General features: G+C 57.0%; 12 protein-coding genes. 8 read left to right on the forward strand and 4 right to left on the reverse strand.

Annotation, left to right across the window (positions count from 1 at the left end; genetic code table 11):
- Positions 1–133: 133 nt before the first annotated feature.
- From gyrB to dnaA, 4 genes are read right to left on the reverse strand one after another with little or no spacing between them, the layout of a single operon-like run.
- Positions 134–2,551, reverse strand: a complete 2,418-nt coding sequence (gene gyrB, locus DBR00_RS20150) for a DNA topoisomerase (ATP-hydrolyzing) subunit B (RefSeq protein ID WP_108486188.1) — start codon at positions 2,549–2,551, stop codon at positions 134–136.
- Positions 2,552–2,555: 4 nt separating this feature from the next.
- Positions 2,556–3,659, reverse strand: a complete 1,104-nt coding sequence (gene recF / locus DBR00_RS20155) for a DNA replication/repair protein RecF (RefSeq protein WP_108486187.1) — start codon at positions 3,657–3,659, stop codon at positions 2,556–2,558.
- Between the two features lie 7 nt (positions 3,660–3,666).
- On the reverse strand, positions 3,667–4,770 hold the full coding sequence (gene dnaN, locus DBR00_RS20160; protein WP_108486186.1) for a DNA polymerase III subunit beta: 1,104 nt from the start codon (positions 4,768–4,770) through the stop codon (positions 3,667–3,669).
- A 32-nt stretch (positions 4,771–4,802) separates the two neighbouring features.
- Positions 4,803–6,263 carry a chromosomal replication initiator protein DnaA gene (gene dnaA / locus DBR00_RS20165; RefSeq protein ID WP_108486198.1) on the reverse strand — a complete coding sequence of 487 codons (1,461 nt, stop codon included), beginning with the start codon at positions 6,261–6,263 and terminating at the stop codon, positions 4,803–4,805.
- Between the two features lie 522 nt (positions 6,264–6,785).
- Between dnaA and rpmH the strand changes: the two genes are divergently transcribed.
- The 8 genes from rpmH (at position 6,786) to DBR00_RS20205 (ending at position 14,730) form a co-directional block, all read left to right on the forward strand.
- Complete coding sequence (gene rpmH / locus DBR00_RS20170; protein WP_002551315.1) at positions 6,786–6,920, forward strand: 50S ribosomal protein L34; 135 nt, start codon at positions 6,786–6,788, stop codon at positions 6,918–6,920.
- 14 nt (positions 6,921–6,934) lie between these two features.
- Positions 6,935–7,336 (forward strand): ribonuclease P protein component, encoded by a 402-nt coding sequence (rnpA, locus tag DBR00_RS20175; protein WP_108486398.1) that lies wholly within the window; start codon positions 6,935–6,937, stop codon positions 7,334–7,336.
- Entirely contained in the window at positions 7,329–7,574 is a 246-nt protein-coding gene (gene yidD / locus DBR00_RS20180; RefSeq protein ID WP_108486378.1) for a membrane protein insertion efficiency factor YidD, read from the forward strand. The genes rnpA and yidD overlap by 8 nt, the downstream gene beginning before the upstream one ends.
- Positions 7,575–7,576: 2 nt before the next feature.
- A complete protein-coding gene (yidC, locus tag DBR00_RS20185) occupies positions 7,577–9,325 on the forward strand; it encodes a membrane protein insertase YidC (protein ID WP_108486379.1) in 1,749 nt (582 codons plus the stop codon).
- A 75-nt stretch (positions 9,326–9,400) separates the two neighbouring features.
- On the forward strand, positions 9,401–10,768 hold the full coding sequence (gene mnmE / locus DBR00_RS20190) for a tRNA uridine-5-carboxymethylaminomethyl(34) synthesis GTPase MnmE (RefSeq protein ID WP_108486380.1): 1,368 nt from the start codon (positions 9,401–9,403) through the stop codon (positions 10,766–10,768).
- A gap of 621 nt (positions 10,769–11,389) precedes the next feature.
- A complete protein-coding gene (gene mnmG / locus DBR00_RS20195; RefSeq protein WP_108486381.1) occupies positions 11,390–13,282 on the forward strand; it encodes a tRNA uridine-5-carboxymethylaminomethyl(34) synthesis enzyme MnmG in 1,893 nt (630 codons plus the stop codon).
- On the forward strand, positions 13,282–13,929 hold the full coding sequence (gene rsmG / locus DBR00_RS20200; RefSeq protein ID WP_108486382.1) for a 16S rRNA (guanine(527)-N(7))-methyltransferase RsmG: 648 nt from the start codon (positions 13,282–13,284) through the stop codon (positions 13,927–13,929). Before mnmG ends, rsmG begins: the two co-directional genes overlap by 1 nt.
- A 12-nt stretch (positions 13,930–13,941) precedes the next feature.
- Positions 13,942–14,730, forward strand: a complete 789-nt coding sequence (locus tag DBR00_RS20205; RefSeq protein ID WP_108486383.1) for a ParA family protein — start codon at positions 13,942–13,944, stop codon at positions 14,728–14,730.
- Positions 14,731–14,732: the final 2 nt, after the last annotated feature.

Genomic DNA, 14,732 nt, shown 5'->3' on the forward strand with positions numbered 1-14,732 from the left:
CGATCAATTCGAGTTACCTGCAATCGGCTGCATGTTCCATGTGGAACAAAAAAGCCCCTGCTAAGACATCAGCAGGGGCTTTTAAACAGAGGCCGGAATCGGAAGAACGCGTTCTGGCCTCCTGGTAGGGGCTTTAGAAGTCCAGGTTGGACACCGCCAGGGCGTTGGTTTCAATAAAGTCCCTACGCGGTTCAACAGCATCGCCCATCAACGTATTGAAGATCTGATCAGCTGCGATGGCGTCCTCAATGCGTACCTTGAGCATGCGGCGTACTTCCGGGTCCATGGTGGTTTCCCAGAGTTGGTCCGGGTTCATCTCACCCAGCCCTTTATAGCGCTGAATGCTGTGGCGCTTGGTGCTTTCGGCCATCAACCAGGCCAGTGCATCCTTGAAGGTGCTTACGGCTTTCTTGCGCTCACCACGCTGCACATAGGCCCCTTCTTCCAGCAGGCTATTGAGCTGATCGCCTAGGCTGGTAACAGTCTTGTAGTCGTTACTGGCGAAGAAGTCGCGGTTGAAGATGATGTAGCTGGATACGCCATGAGAAACCAGCTCGACCTGCGGCAACCAAAGATGACGCTCCTGGTCTTCATGAAGGCTGGTCTTATACACCAGGCCGGATTTCTCCATGCCCTTGAGACGACCGTCGAGCAGGCTCAGCCATTGCTGCATGGCTTCCTTATTTGCCAGTTGCTCGGTCTCCACGCGCGGAATGTAGACGAAGTGCTCGGTCAGCTCGATCGGGTACAGACGCGACAGACGCTTGAGGGTTTTCATTACCAGGCGGTAGTCATTGACCAGGCGCTCCAGCGACTCACCGGACAGACCAGGTGCACCTTCATTGACGTGCAAGCTGGCGTCTTCCAGGGCCGACTGCGTCATGTATTCATCCATGGCGTCGTCGTCCTTGATGTACTGCTCCTGCTTGCCTTTCTTGACCTTGTACAGCGGCGGCTGGGCGATGTAGATGTAGCCGCGCTCAACCAGTTCCGGCAGCTGACGGAAGAAGAAGGTCAGCAGCAAGGTACGAATGTGCGAACCGTCGACGTCGGCGTCGGTCATGATGATGATGTTGTGGTAGCGCAGCTTGTCGATGTTGTACTCATCGCGGCCGATGCCACAGCCCAGGGCGGTGATCAGGGTGCCGACTTCCTGGGAGGAAATCATCTTGTCGAAACGGGCTTTCTCGACGTTGAGGATCTTGCCCTTGAGTGGCAGGATCGCCTGGGTTTTGCGGTTACGGCCCTGTTTGGCAGAGCCGCCCGCGGAGTCCCCTTCCACGATGTAGAGTTCGGAAAGGGCAGGGTCTTTCTCCTGGCAATCGGCCAGTTTGCCCGGCAAGCCGGCAATATCCAGCGCACCTTTGCGACGGGTCATTTCGCGGGCTTTACGCGCGGCTTCACGGGCACGCGCGGCGTCGATCATCTTGCCGACTACGGCTTTGGCTTCGTTGGGGTTCTCCAGCAGGAAGTCGGAGAAATACTTGCCCATTTCCTGTTCGACTGCTGTCTTCACTTCACTGGAAACCAGTTTGTCTTTGGTCTGCGAACTGAATTTTGGATCCGGTACTTTTACCGAAATAATCGCGGTCAGGCCTTCGCGGGCATCGTCACCGGTGGTGGCGATCTTGTGCTTCTTGGCCAGACCTTCCTGCTCTATATAAGCGTTCAGGTTACGCGTCAGCGCCGAACGGAAGCCGGCCAGGTGAGTACCACCGTCGCGCTGCGGAATGTTGTTGGTGAAGCACAGCAGGTTCTCGTTGAAGCTGTCGTTCCACTGCAGGGCAACTTCGACCCCCACACCGTCATCACGTTGTACCGTGAAGTGGAACACCTGGTTGACCGCCATCTTGTTCTGGTTGAGGTACTCAACGAACGCACGCAGTCCGCCTTCATACTTGAACAGTTCTTCCTTACCGCTGCGTTCATCCTTGAGCAGGATGCCAACACCGGAGTTGAGGAACGACAGTTCGCGCAGACGCTTGGCCAGAATATCCCAGCTGAAATGGATATTGGCGAAGGTCTCTTCGGACGGTTTGAAGTGGATCTGCGTTCCGGTGGTATCGCTGTCGCCCACGGTCGCAATCGGCGCCTGAGGCACACCGTGTACGTAAGTCTGTTCCCAAATCTTGCCGCTGCGGCGGATGGTCAGAACCAGTTCCTTGGACAGGGCGTTAACTACAGAAACACCCACACCGTGCAGACCTCCGGAAACCTTGTAGCTGTTATCGTCGAACTTACCGCCTGCGTGCAGAACGGTCATGATCACTTCAGCGGCGGAAACGCCTTCTTCCTTGTGGATGTCCACTGGAATACCGCGACCATTGTCGCGCACGCTGATCGACTCATCCGGGTGGATGGTAATGGTGATTTCACTGCAATGACCGGCCAAGGCTTCGTCAATAGAGTTATCGACCACCTCGAAGACCATGTGGTGCAGACCACTGCCATCGTCAGTATCGCCGATGTACATACCAGGCCGCTTGCGTACGGCATCCAGGCCCTTGAGGACCTTAATGTTATTGGAGTCGTACGTTTGGTTTTCGCTCATGCCTTCACTCCCGGTGGTCGTGGGTCTGGGTGATGCCACCATGTTCCACGTGGAACATGGCAACTGGCGTATCCGTGCGCCAGCCTTCCCGCAACAATTCATGGTCTACACAGGTGATAAACACCTGGCAGTGCAAGTCTTCCAACAATCGGCACAGCGCACGACGGTGTTGCTCATCCAGTTCTGACGGCAAGTCATCCACCAGATAAATGCATTGGCCGTGCTTGGCCTCATTCACTAAATGTCCCTGCGCGATGCGCAGGGCACATACAACTAATTTCTGCTGCCCACGCGAGAGTATCTCGGCGGCATTGTGCGCTCCCAAGCGCAACCTGAGGTCAGCGCGCTGCGGGCCAGCCTGGGTGTGTCCCAATTGCTGATCGCGGGCGAGGGTAGATGCAAGCACTGTATTCAGCTCACGCTCTTTGTCCCACCCGCGGTAGTAGCTGAGGGTCAGCCCTTCCAGCTCAACCAGTTCATTCAGGGTGCGTTCAAATACCGGTTTCAAGGCCTGAATATAGGCGCGCCGATATCCGTCAATTTCGTCGCTGGCCAGGCATAACTCTCGGTCCCAAGCCGCCTGTGAAGCGGCGTCAAGTGTACCATGCCGCAGCCATGAGTTCCGCTGACGCAGGGCCTTCTGCAAGCGCTGCCAGGCAGGGAGAAACCGAGGTTCCACGTGGAACACTCCCCAATCGAGAAACTGCCTACGAATCTTCGGTGCGCCTTCGAGCAGACGGAAGCTGTCCGGGTTGATCAACTGCAGCGGCAAGGTCTCGGCCAGCTGCGCTGCGCTGCGCGCATTCTGCCCATCGATACGAATCTGAAATTCTCCCTGACGATCCCGAGAAATTCCCAGACTGCCTTGCCGTCCATCAGACAGCTGAACTTGACCGAAAATCGTGCAGGCAAGTTGATCGTATTGAATGACCGGAAGCAGACGAGTGCTACGAAAGGAGCGAGCCAGCCCCAGCAGATGAATGGCTTCGAGCAAGCTGGTTTTGCCGCTGCCGTTGGCGCCGGAAAGTATATTGATACGCGGGGAGGGGGAGAGGGTCACCGGGTGCAAATTACGCACCGCGGTGACGGTAAAACGAGTCAGGGACATTCAGCGGTTACAGGCGCATCGGCATAACGACATAGGACGAGTCGTCGTTGTCGGCTTCCTGCACCAGGGCACTGCTGTTGGCATCGGAGAGAATCAGGCGAACCTGGTCGGTGGTCATCACACTCAATACGTCGAGCAGGTAGCTGACGTTGAAACCGATTTCCAACGAGCTGCCGTTGTAGTCAACGGCGATCTCTTCTTCCGCTTCTTCCTGTTCCGGGTTGTTAGCCTGAATTTTCAGCAAGCCAGATTCCAGTTGCAGGCGAATTCCGCGGTACTTCTCGTTGGACAGAATCGCAGTACGGCTGAATGCTTCACGCAGGCCTTGGCGGTCGGCGACCACCAGCTTGTCACCACCACGCGGCAGTACACGCTCGTAATCCGGGAATTTTCCATCAACCAGTTTCGAGGTGAAGGTGAATTCACCGGTAGTCGCGCGGATATGGTGCTGACCGAGAACGATGCTGACGCTGCCGTCCTGTTCGGTGAGCAAACGGGCCAGTTCAAGAATCCCCTTGCGCGGCACGATGACCTGATGACGTTCGACCTGCTCGATCGCTGCTTCCATGGAGCACATCGCCAGACGATGACCATCAGTGGCCACAGCGCGGAGGATTCCGGTCTGTACTTCCAGCAACATGCCGTTGAGGTAATAACGTACATCCTGCTGGGCCATGGCAAAGCTGGTGCGTTCGATCAGGCGCCGCAGCCGGCTTTGTACCAGGCTGAAGGTCAGCGAACCTGGACCCTCTTCAACAGTGGGAAAGTCATTGGCAGGCAGGGTGGACAGACTGAAGCGGCTGCGGCCAGCTTTGACCAGCAGCTTCTGCTCATCAATACGAATATCGATCAGTGCATCAGACGGCAGGCTTTTACAGATGTCCATCAACTTGCGTGCCGGCACGGTAATCTCACCAGGTTGCGCAGGTTCTTCCAGTGTGACGCGACCAACCAGTTCGACTTCCAGGTCGGTACCCGTCAGCGACAGCTGCTGGCCTTCGACCACCAGCAGCACGTTCGAGAGCACCGGCAAGGTCTGACGGCGTTCCACGACGCCGGCGACCAGTTGCAGAGGTTTCAACAAGGCTTCGCGTTGAATGGTGAAATGCATGGTCTAGTCCCTTGCCTAGTGGAGTTGCGTATTTAGGTAGTCAGCGTACGCAGCAGATTCTTGTAATCCTCGCGGATATCCGCGTCGGATTCCTTAAGTTCAGCAATCTTACGGCATGCATGCAATACCGTTGTGTGATCGCGCCCGCCGAAGGCATCACCAATTTCCGGCAGGCTGTGGTTGGTCAGCTCTTTCGATAACGCCATGGCCACCTGACGCGGCCGCGCAACCGAACGCGAGCGGCGCTTGGACAACAGATCAGAAATTTTGATCTTGTAGTACTCGGCGACCGTGCGCTGGATATTGTCGATGCTGACCAGCTTGTCCTGCAGGGCCAGCAGATCCTTGAGCGACTCGCGGATCAGTTCGATGGTAATGTCCCGGCCCATGAAGTGCGAGTGGGCAATGACGCGCTTCAACGCACCTTCCAACTCACGCACGTTGGAGCGGATACGCTGGGCAATAAAGAAAGCAGCATCATGCGGCAGATCGACTTTGGCCTGATCGGCCTTCTTCATCAGAATCGCCACGCGGGTTTCCAGTTCAGGCGGCTCGACGGCTACCGTCAGGCCCCAACCGAAACGTGACTTGAGGCGTTCTTCCAGGCCTTCGATTTCTTTTGGGTAACGGTCGCTGGTGAGAATGACCTGCTGGCCGCCTTCGAGCAAAGCGTTGAAGGTGTGGAAGAACTCTTCCTGTGAACGCTCTTTCTTGGCGAAGAATTGGATATCGTCGATCAGCAGCGCGTCGACCGAACGGTAAAAACGCTTGAACTCGTTGATCGCGTTCAGCTGCAAGGCCTTGACCATATCCGCGACGAACCGCTCGGAATGCAAGTACACCACCTTGGCATTCGGGTTCTTCGCCAGCAGATGGTTACCCACTGCATGCATCAAGTGGGTCTTACCCAAGCCCACGCCGCCATAAAGGAACAGCGGGTTGTAACCGTGCTTGGGGTTGTCCGCCACCTGCCAGGCCGCTGCGCGGGCCAGCTGGTTGGATTTACCTTCGACAAAGTTATCAAAGGTAAAGGTGCGGTTCAGATAACTGGTGTGCTTAAGCCCACCTTCGACCTGCACCGTACGCTCAGTACGCGCCGGCGCCTGCTGGCTGGCCGCACCGGCCATGGGATCGAAGCTGGCGCGAGAAGGCTCACTACTAACGGCATTCGACGCAGCACTGGCAGGCTGAGCGGGTGTAACCGACGCGGTTGATACTGGAGCGACAGCAGCACGTGGAGCACTGCTGCGCTTACTTCCTATTAATAAGGAAAGGTCTGGAACCAGACCATTGGTGCGTTCCGTAAGCAACTCGAGCAGGCGACTGAGGTATTTCTCATTAACCCAATCAAGAACAAAACGATTGGGTGCGTACACGCGAAGCTGATCGCCTTCGGCTTCGACCTGCAGTGGACGGATCCAGGTGTTGAATTGCTGAGCAGGCAGCTCATCGCGCAAAAGCTCGACGCACTGCTGCCAAAGTTCCACAGACACGGACATCCCCTAAATCGCAAGACGCGAGGCAAAAAACAGCCATCATTGTAGCTGCCGAGACTTGAGTTATCCACATGTAACCATGCTTATCTGCAAGGAAAATCAAAGTCTTATTCGTGCCAACCTGTTATCCAGAAAATTTTCAAAAGGCTGTGGATAAGCACCTGTAAGATCATGGGATAAACCCAGGCAAAAGCCAGTGGACAACCCAGCTGTGGGTAAAGTGGCATTCCATCCTCAGCTTGTACGCGGCTTCCACACAGGTGCAGCACCTCTTTCTGACAGACTTACCCCTAGCCGAAAGCCTTTAAATCCAAGACCTTGAGTGAGTTATACACAGATCTTAGTTACGCTAATAGCTACTAACTCTACTAAACATCTTTAAATATTCTCTTTTTTATATTTCTTTATTCAGGAAAAGCCTGGTTGGAAATTGACCTGACCCTCGGGTTTCTCTAGAATTGCCGGTCTCTTAAAACGGGGGCCATTCCGGCCCGTAGTCGACCACCCAGGTACCGCACCATGAAACGTACTTTCCAACCCAGCACTATCAAACGCGCTCGCACCCACGGTTTCCGTGCTCGTATGGCCACCAAGAACGGTCGTGCTGTCCTGTCGCGTCGCCGCGCCAAGGGCCGTAAGCGTCTCGCCGTCTAAATTTCGGTCTTGTGGTGAGTCGAGACTTCAGTCGGGAAAAGCGTCTGCTAACTCCCCGGCAATTCAAGGCAGTCTTCGACTCCCCTAGCGGCAAAGCTCCGGGCAAAAATGTCCTGCTGCTGGCGCGCAACAATGAGCTGGATCACCCCCGTCTGGGTCTGGTGATCGGCAAGAAGAGCGTCAAACTCTCCGTTGAGCGCAATCGTCTGAAACGCCAGATCCGCGAGTCGTTCCGTATGAACCAAGACAACTTGGTTGGATGGGACATCGTGGTTGTTGCGCGTAAGGGCCTTGGTGATCTGGAAAATAGCGAACTGGTTCGCCAGTTTGGCAAACTCTGGAAACGCCTCGAACGCAGCAAACCAAGCCCGGAAGCTGTCGCGCCATCTGGGGTGAACGACAGTCCCCATGCGTAAACTGGTTTTGCTTCCCATCCAGTTCTACCGCTACGCCATCAGCCCCTTGATGGCCAGTCACTGTCGTTTCTACCCAAGCTGTTCTTGCTACGCGCTTGACGCCATTGAACATCATGGCGTCATTCGCGGTGGCTGGCTGACCTTGCGTCGGCTTGGCCGCTGTCACCCGTGGAATCCCGGTGGCTACGACCCGGTTCCCTGCGTGAAAACCTCCCGTTCCTCTTCGATGGCCGAATAATCATGGATATTCAACGCTCGATCCTGATCGTCGCCCTGGCAATCGTGTCCTATATGATGGTTCTCCAGTGGAACCAGGACTACGGTCAAGCTGCCCTGCCGACAGAAATTGCCGCGACCAGCAGCACTGTACCCGGCCTGCCGGATACCACTGCCACCACTTCAAGCCCTGCGGGTAGCGACGATATTCCGAGCGCCACCCCTGCTGTTGAACCCAGCGCCATCAGTGCCGCGCCTGCTGCCAGTGATGAGCTGATTCGGGTGAAGACCGATGTGCTGGACCTGGCCATCGACCCGCGCGGTGGTGATGTGGTGCAACTGCGTTTGCCGCAGTACCCACGTCGTCAGGATCGTCCTGATGTGCCGTTCCAGCTGTTCGATAACGGCGGCGAGCGTACCTACCTGGCGCAAAGCGGTTTGATCGGCAGCAATGCGCCGGACAAATCCAGCGGTCGTGCCCTTTGGAGCAGCGCGCAGAAGAGCTATGAACTGACCGACGGTCAGGATCAGCTGCAGGTTGACCTCAAGCTCAGCGAGAACGGTGTTAACTACATCAAACGCTTTACCTTCAAACGCGGTCTGAACGCTGAATGTTCCACAAAGGAACAGCAGCAAAAGAAACCCGGCTGCGTCGATCCTTCGTCCTATCAGGTAACGGTCAGCTATCTGATAGACAACCAGAGTGGTCAGGCCTGGAGCGGCAACATGTTTGCCCAGCTCAAGCGTGATGGTAGCGACGATCCGTCCTCCACCACCGCAACCGGCACTGCGACCTACCTCGGTGGCGCGCTGTGGACCAGTGAAGAGCCGTACAAAAAAGTGTCGATGAAAGACATCGACAAACAAGCCTTCAAAGAAACCGTTCAAGGAGGCTGGGTTGCCTGGCTACAGCATTACTTCGTCACTGCCTGGATCCCAAGCAAAGACAGCACTAACCAAATACAGACCCGCAAAGACAGCCAAGGTAACTACATTGTCGGCTTTACCGGCCCGGCCATTCAGGTTGCTGCCGGCGCTCAGGGTGAAACCAGTGCAGTTCTGTATGCCGGCCCGAAACTACAAGGCCATCTGAAGACGCTGTCTCCTGGCCTTGAACTGACCGTCGACTACGGCATTCTGTGGTTCCTGGCTCAGCCGATCTTCTGGTTGCTGGAAGTTATCCACAACCTGCTCGGCAACTGGGGCTGGTCGATCATCATGTTGACCGTGATCATCAAGCTGATCTTCTTCCCCCTGTCCGCTGCCAGCTACAAATCCATGGCGCGCATGCGTGCCGTTGCACCGAAACTCGCTCAGTTGAAAGAGCAGTTCGGTGACGATCGTCAAAAGATGTCGCAGGCGATGATGGAGTTGTACAAGAAAGAGAAGATCAACCCGCTGGGCGGCTGCTTGCCGATCCTGGTGCAAATGCCGGTATTCCTTGCCCTCTACTGGGTGTTGCTGGAATCCGTGGAAATGCGTCAAGCGCCTTGGCTGCTGTGGATAACAGACCTGGCGATCAAGGATCCATACTTCATCCTGCCGATCATCATGGGCGCGACCATGTTTATCCAGCAGCAACTCAACCCGACACCGCCGGACCCGATGCAAGCCAAGGTACTGAAAATGATGCCAATCATCTTCACCTTCTTCTTCCTCTGGTTCCCGGCTGGTCTGGTGCTGTACTGGGTGGTCAACAACGTCTTGTCGATCGCTCAGCAGTGGTACATTACCCGCAAAATCGAAGCGGCGACCAAGGCTGCCAACGCCTGAGTCCTGCACGCTTCTAAGCTGTAACAAACGCCCCTTTTCAGGGGCGTTTTGCTATGCCCAATTCAGGAGAGCCGCATGCAAACCGTCGTCGAAACCATTGCTGCCGTCGCCACCGCCCAGGGCCGTGGAGGGGTTGGCATCGTGCGGGTGTCCGGGCCACTGGCCAGACGATTGGCGCAAGCAATCTGTCAGCGCGAACTGCAACCGCGCTATGCGCACTTCGGGCCGTTCTTCGCCGACGCCAAGCAGGTGCTGGATGAAGGCCTGGCCCTGTACTTCCCCGGCCCCAACTCCTTTACCGGTGAAGATGTGCTGGAATTGCAGGGCCACGGCGGGCCAGTGGTGCTCGATCTGCTGCTGCGCCGCTGTGTACAACTCGGCGCTCGCCTGGCACGACCCGGGGAATTCAGTGAGCGCGCGTTTCTCAATGACAAACTCGACCTCGCACAAGCCGAGGCGATTGCCGACCTGATCGAAGCCAGCTCGGAGCAAGCCGCGCGCAATGCCCTGCGCTCGCTGCAGGGCGAGTTTTCCCGCCGCGTGCATGGCCTGACTGAGCGACTGATCAGCCTGCGCATCTACGTCGAAGCAGCCATCGATTTTCCCGAAGAGGAAATCGACTTTCTCGCCGATGGCCATGTACTCAACCTGCTCGATGAGGTACGCACAGACCTCGCCGGTGTGCTGCGTGAGGCCGGCCAAGGTGCGCTGCTGCGCGACGGCATGACGGTGGTGATCGCTGGCCGGCCTAACGCGGGTAAGTCCAGCCTACTCAACGCCCTTGCCGGTCGCGAGGCCGCCATCGTCACCGAGATCGCCGGCACCACCCGCGACGTATTGCGCGAACATATCCACATCGATGGCATGCCGCTGCACGTAGTGGACACCGCCGGTCTACGTGACACCGAGGATCAGGTCGAACGCATCGGAGTCGAGCGTGCGCTGAAAGCCATTGGTGAAGCCGACCGCATCCTGCTGGTGGTGGATGCCACAGCCCCCGAGGCCGACGACCCCTTTGCCCTGTGGCCGGAGTTCCTCGACCGGCGCCCTGACCCAGCCAAGGTCACCTTGATTCGTAACAAAGCCGACCTGTCAGGCGAATCAGTGGTCCTGGAAGTCTGCAATGACGGCCACGTGACTATCAGTCTGTCGGCCAAATCCACTGAGGGCCTTGACCTGCTGAGAGAACACCTCAAGGCCTGCATGGGCTATGAACAGACCTCAGAGAGCAGCTTCAGCGCACGCCGGCGTCACCTGGAAGCGCTACGTCAGGCGGCCGCTCACCTTGAGCATGGTCATGCCCAGCTAACCCTGGCCGGCGCTGGCGAATTGTTGGCTGAAGACCTGCGTATGGCTCAGCAGGCCCTGGGCGAAATCACCGGTGCGTTCAGTTCCGATGACCTGCTGGGGCGAATCTTTTCCAGCTTTTGTATCGGCAAATAGGCTGGGCGGCGCACGCCGTCTTACCTGCCAACGCATCGCCTACCCCATCAGCTGCACGATAATTTCTGATGGGTTACGGCGCATCGAATCGTCCACTGAATCTGCAATTCCTCCCTGCGCCACCCCATCCGACGTCCAGAGATAGCAACAATGCCATTCAGGCAGCCCTACGCCTGGATGCATAAGTACGGCCTACCACTTATTTATCCACCTAAGCCCTGTGGAAAAACCGGCCTAAGCCCTGCCTATAACCCGGTGATAAAACTGAGGATGACGGCCCTTGTGGATAAACATAGGTTTAATCCACAGCTTGCGTACGGCAACTGAACAAGCAGATGGCAGGATCAGCACAGACTTTTTAAACGCTGTAAGCATTGAATCCATTGAGCTGTAGAAATCTATCCACAGAAAAGCCGTTGCTAAGTAATAAACATATAAACAAGGCTTTATAAAAATTCTCTCTTTTATTTTTTATTAACCGACACACCTGAACAGCACCCAAGCAGCTGGCTATTTTTTGTGCAAAAGGCTTCTTTCACACTGCCTAAATCCCTATACTTACCGCCTTTCCCGCTTTTCAGACCAAAAGCCCCCCATTTCTCAACAGGCACGAGGTGCGTGGTGGATTTCCCTTCCCGTTTTCAGGTGATCGTCATCGGCGGCGGTCATGCCGGTACCGAAGCTGCGTTGGCAGCTGCACGCATGGGGGTAAAAACCCTGCTGCTGACCCATAACGTGGAAACACTGGGGCAGATGAGTTGCAACCCAGCCATTGGCGGGATCGGTAAGAGCCATCTGGTCAAGGAAATCGACGCCCTTGGCGGCGCCATGGCTGAAGCCACCGACAAAGGTGGTATCCAGTTCCGTGTGCTGAACAGCCGCAAAGGCCCAGCAGTGCGCGCCACACGCGCCCAGGCTGATCGCGTGCTGTATAAAGCAGCTATTCGCGAAACCCTGGAAAATCAGGCCAACCTGTGGATATTTCAGCAGGCAGCCGATGACTTGATCGTCGAAAACGACGAAGTTAAAGGCGTAGTCACTCAGATGGGCCTACGCTTCCTCGCGGATTCCGTGGTGTTGACCACAGGCACCTTCCTCGGCGGACTTATCCACATAGGCCTGCAGAACTACTCCGGCGGCCGTGCAGGCGATCCGCCCTCGATTGCCCTGGCGCACCGGCTGCGTGAATTGCCACTGCGTGTCGGCCGTTTGAAAACCGGCACACCTCCACGCATTGATGGTCGTTCCGTGGACTTCTCGGTAATGACTGAGCAGCCGGGCGATACACCAACACCGCTGATGTCCTTCCTCGGACGTGCAGAACAGCAACCACGCCAGATCAGCTGCTGGATTACTCACACCAACGCACATACCCACGAAATCATCGCGGCCAACCTGGATCGTTCACCGATGTATTCCGGGGTGATCGAAGGGGTTGGCCCGCGTTACTGCCCGTCGATCGAAGACAAGATTCACCGTTTTGCCGACAAGGACAGCCATCAGGTATTTATCGAGCCAGAAGGTCTGAATACCCATGAGCTCTACCCCAACGGCATCTCCACCTCGCTGCCGTTCGATGTGCAATTGCAGATCGTGCGCAGCATCCGTGGCATGGAGAACGCGCATATCGTGCGGCCTGGCTACGCCATCGAGTACGACTATTTCGACCCGCGTGATCTCAAGTACAGCCTGGAAACCAAAGTGATCGCCGGGCTGTTCTTCGCCGGGCAGATCAACGGCACCACCGGTTACGAAGAAGCCGGCGCCCAGGGCCTTCTTGCCGGCTGTAACGCTGCGCTGCGTGCCCAGGGCAAAGACAGCTGGTGCCCGCGTCGCGATGAGGCCTACATCGGCGTGCTGGTCGACGACCTGATTACCCTGGGTACCCAAGAGCCCTACCGCATGTTCACCTCGCGCGCCGAATACAGGCTGATCCTGCGTGAGGACAACGCCGACCTGCGCCTGACCGAGAAAGGTCGTGAACTGGGGCTGGTCGATGACGTGCGCTGGGCCGCGTTCGAAGCTAAGCGTGAAGGTATCAACCAGGAAGAGCAGCGCCTGAAAAGTACCTGGGTGCGCCCGGGTACCCCTCAGGGGGATGCGATTGCCGCCCAGTTCGGCACGCCGCTGACCCATGAGTACAACCTGCTCAACCTGCTCTCGCGTCCGGAAATCGATTACACCGGGTTGATGACTATCACCGGTGGCGGTGCGCAGGACCCACAGGTGGCCGAGCAGGTTGAGATCAAGACCAAGTACGCCGGCTATATCGACCGGCAGCAGGATGAAATCGCTCGGCTGCGCGCCAGTGAGGACACCAAGTTGCCGCTCGATATCGACTACGCAGGGATTTCCGGGCTGTCCAAAGAGATCCAGCACAAACTCGGCAATAGCCGCCCGGAAACCCTGGGCCAGGCCTCGCGGATTCCCGGCGTTACCCCGGCAGCGATTTCCCTGCTGCTGATCCACCTGAAAAAGCGCACTGCCGGTCAGCAGTTGGAGCACAGCGCCTGATGTCGTTGGTCACCGCACGTCACGCCGAAGAACTGAGCCAGGGCGCTCTCGAGCTGGGTGTTGAACTCAGCGCACAGCAGCACGAACAGTTGTTGGCCTATCTGGCCCTGCTGATCAAGTGGAACAAGGCTTACAACCTCACAGCAGTGCGTGACCCGAATGAAATGGTCTCGCGCCATTTGCTCGACAGCCTCTCCGTGGTGCCTTTCGTCGCTGAGGCTGGGGATAACTGGCTGGACGTCGGCAGCGGCGGCGGCATGCCGGGCATTCCGCTAGCCATCCTGTTTCCCGAGCGGCAGTTCACCCTGTTGGACTCCAATGGTAAGAAGACCCGCTTCCTGACTCAGGTGAAGCTGGAGTTGAAACTGGCCAACCTGCAAGTTATCCACAGCCGCGTCGAAGAGTTCACCCCAGCTGTGCCGTTCAGCGGTATCTGCTCGCGGGCCTTCAGTTCGCTGGAAGATTTCAGCAACTGGACTCGCCATCTCGGCGATGGCCATACCCAGTGGCTGGCGATGAAAGGCGTGCACCCGGACGATGAGCTGCAGGCCCTCCCAGCGGACTTTCGTCTCACTGCCACCCATGTACTCAAGGTTCCCGGTTGCCAAGGTCAGCGCCATCTGCTGATACTGCGTCGCTCGGTCTAGGGGGAACGCAGCATGGCTAAGGTATTCGCAATCGCTAACCAGAAAGGCGGCGTGGGCAAAACCACCACCTGCATCAATCTGGCTGCCTCGCTGGTGGCAACCAAGCGCCGCGTGCTGCTGATCGACCTCGACCCCCAGGGCAACGCCACTATGGGCAGCGGTGTGGATAAGCATGGTCTGGAGCACTCGGTCTACGACGTGCTGATCGGTGAATGCAACCTGGTCGATGCCATGCAGTTCTCTGAGCACGGCGGCTACCAGTTGTTGCCGGCCAACCGTGACCTGACCGCTGCGGAAGTTTCCCTACTGGAAATGAAAATGAAGGAAAGCCGCCTGCGTTATGCGCTGGCGCCGATCCGCGAGAATTACGATTACATCCTCATCGACTGTCCGCCGGCGCTGTCGATGCTCACGGTCAACGCCTTGGTCGCGGCCGATGGGGTGATCATCCCCATGCAATGCGAGTACTACGCGCTGGAAGGATTGTCCGATCTGGTCAACAGCATTCAGCGGATTGGGGAGCTGCTCAATCCCAACCTGAAAATCGAAGGCCTGCTGCGTACCATGTATGACCCGCGCATCAGCCTGACCAACGATGTCAGCGCCCAGCTCAAGCAACACTTTGGCGACAAGCTGTATGACGTGGTCATCCCACGCAATGTGCGCCTGGCCGAAGCCCCGAGTTTCGGCATGCCGGCGCTGGTGTATGACAAGCAATCCCGTGGTGCCATTGCCTACCTGGCACTGGCCGGTGAACTGGTGCGTCGCCAGCGCGCTAGCGCCCACACTGCAACCGCATAAGG

It is taken from the genome of Pseudomonas sp. HMWF032 (assembly GCF_003060885.1).
In the GTDB taxonomy this organism is placed as follows: Bacteria; Pseudomonadota; Gammaproteobacteria; order Pseudomonadales; family Pseudomonadaceae; genus Aquipseudomonas.

What these genes read in the sequence shown, in the direction of transcription:
- gyrB (WP_108486188.1), bottom strand. Translation starts at nt 2,551, where the DNA reads ATGAGCGAAAACCAAACGTACGACTCCAATAACATTAAGGTCCTCAAG.
- recF (WP_108486187.1), bottom strand. Translation starts at nt 3,659, where the DNA reads ATGTCCCTGACTCGTTTTACCGTCACCGCGGTGCGTAATTTGCACCCG.
- dnaN (WP_108486186.1), bottom strand. Translation starts at nt 4,770, where the DNA reads ATGCATTTCACCATTCAACGCGAAGCCTTGTTGAAACCTCTGCAACTG.
- rpmH (WP_002551315.1), top strand. Translation starts at nt 6,786, where the DNA reads ATGAAACGTACTTTCCAACCCAGCACTATCAAACGCGCTCGCACCCAC.
- yidD (WP_108486378.1), top strand. Translation starts at nt 7,329, where the DNA reads ATGCGTAAACTGGTTTTGCTTCCCATCCAGTTCTACCGCTACGCCATC.
- yidC (WP_108486379.1), top strand. Translation starts at nt 7,577, where the DNA reads ATGGATATTCAACGCTCGATCCTGATCGTCGCCCTGGCAATCGTGTCC.
- mnmE (WP_108486380.1), top strand. Translation starts at nt 9,401, where the DNA reads ATGCAAACCGTCGTCGAAACCATTGCTGCCGTCGCCACCGCCCAGGGC.
- rsmG (WP_108486382.1), top strand. Translation starts at nt 13,282, where the DNA reads ATGTCGTTGGTCACCGCACGTCACGCCGAAGAACTGAGCCAGGGCGCT.
- DBR00_RS20205 (WP_108486383.1), top strand. Translation starts at nt 13,942, where the DNA reads ATGGCTAAGGTATTCGCAATCGCTAACCAGAAAGGCGGCGTGGGCAAA.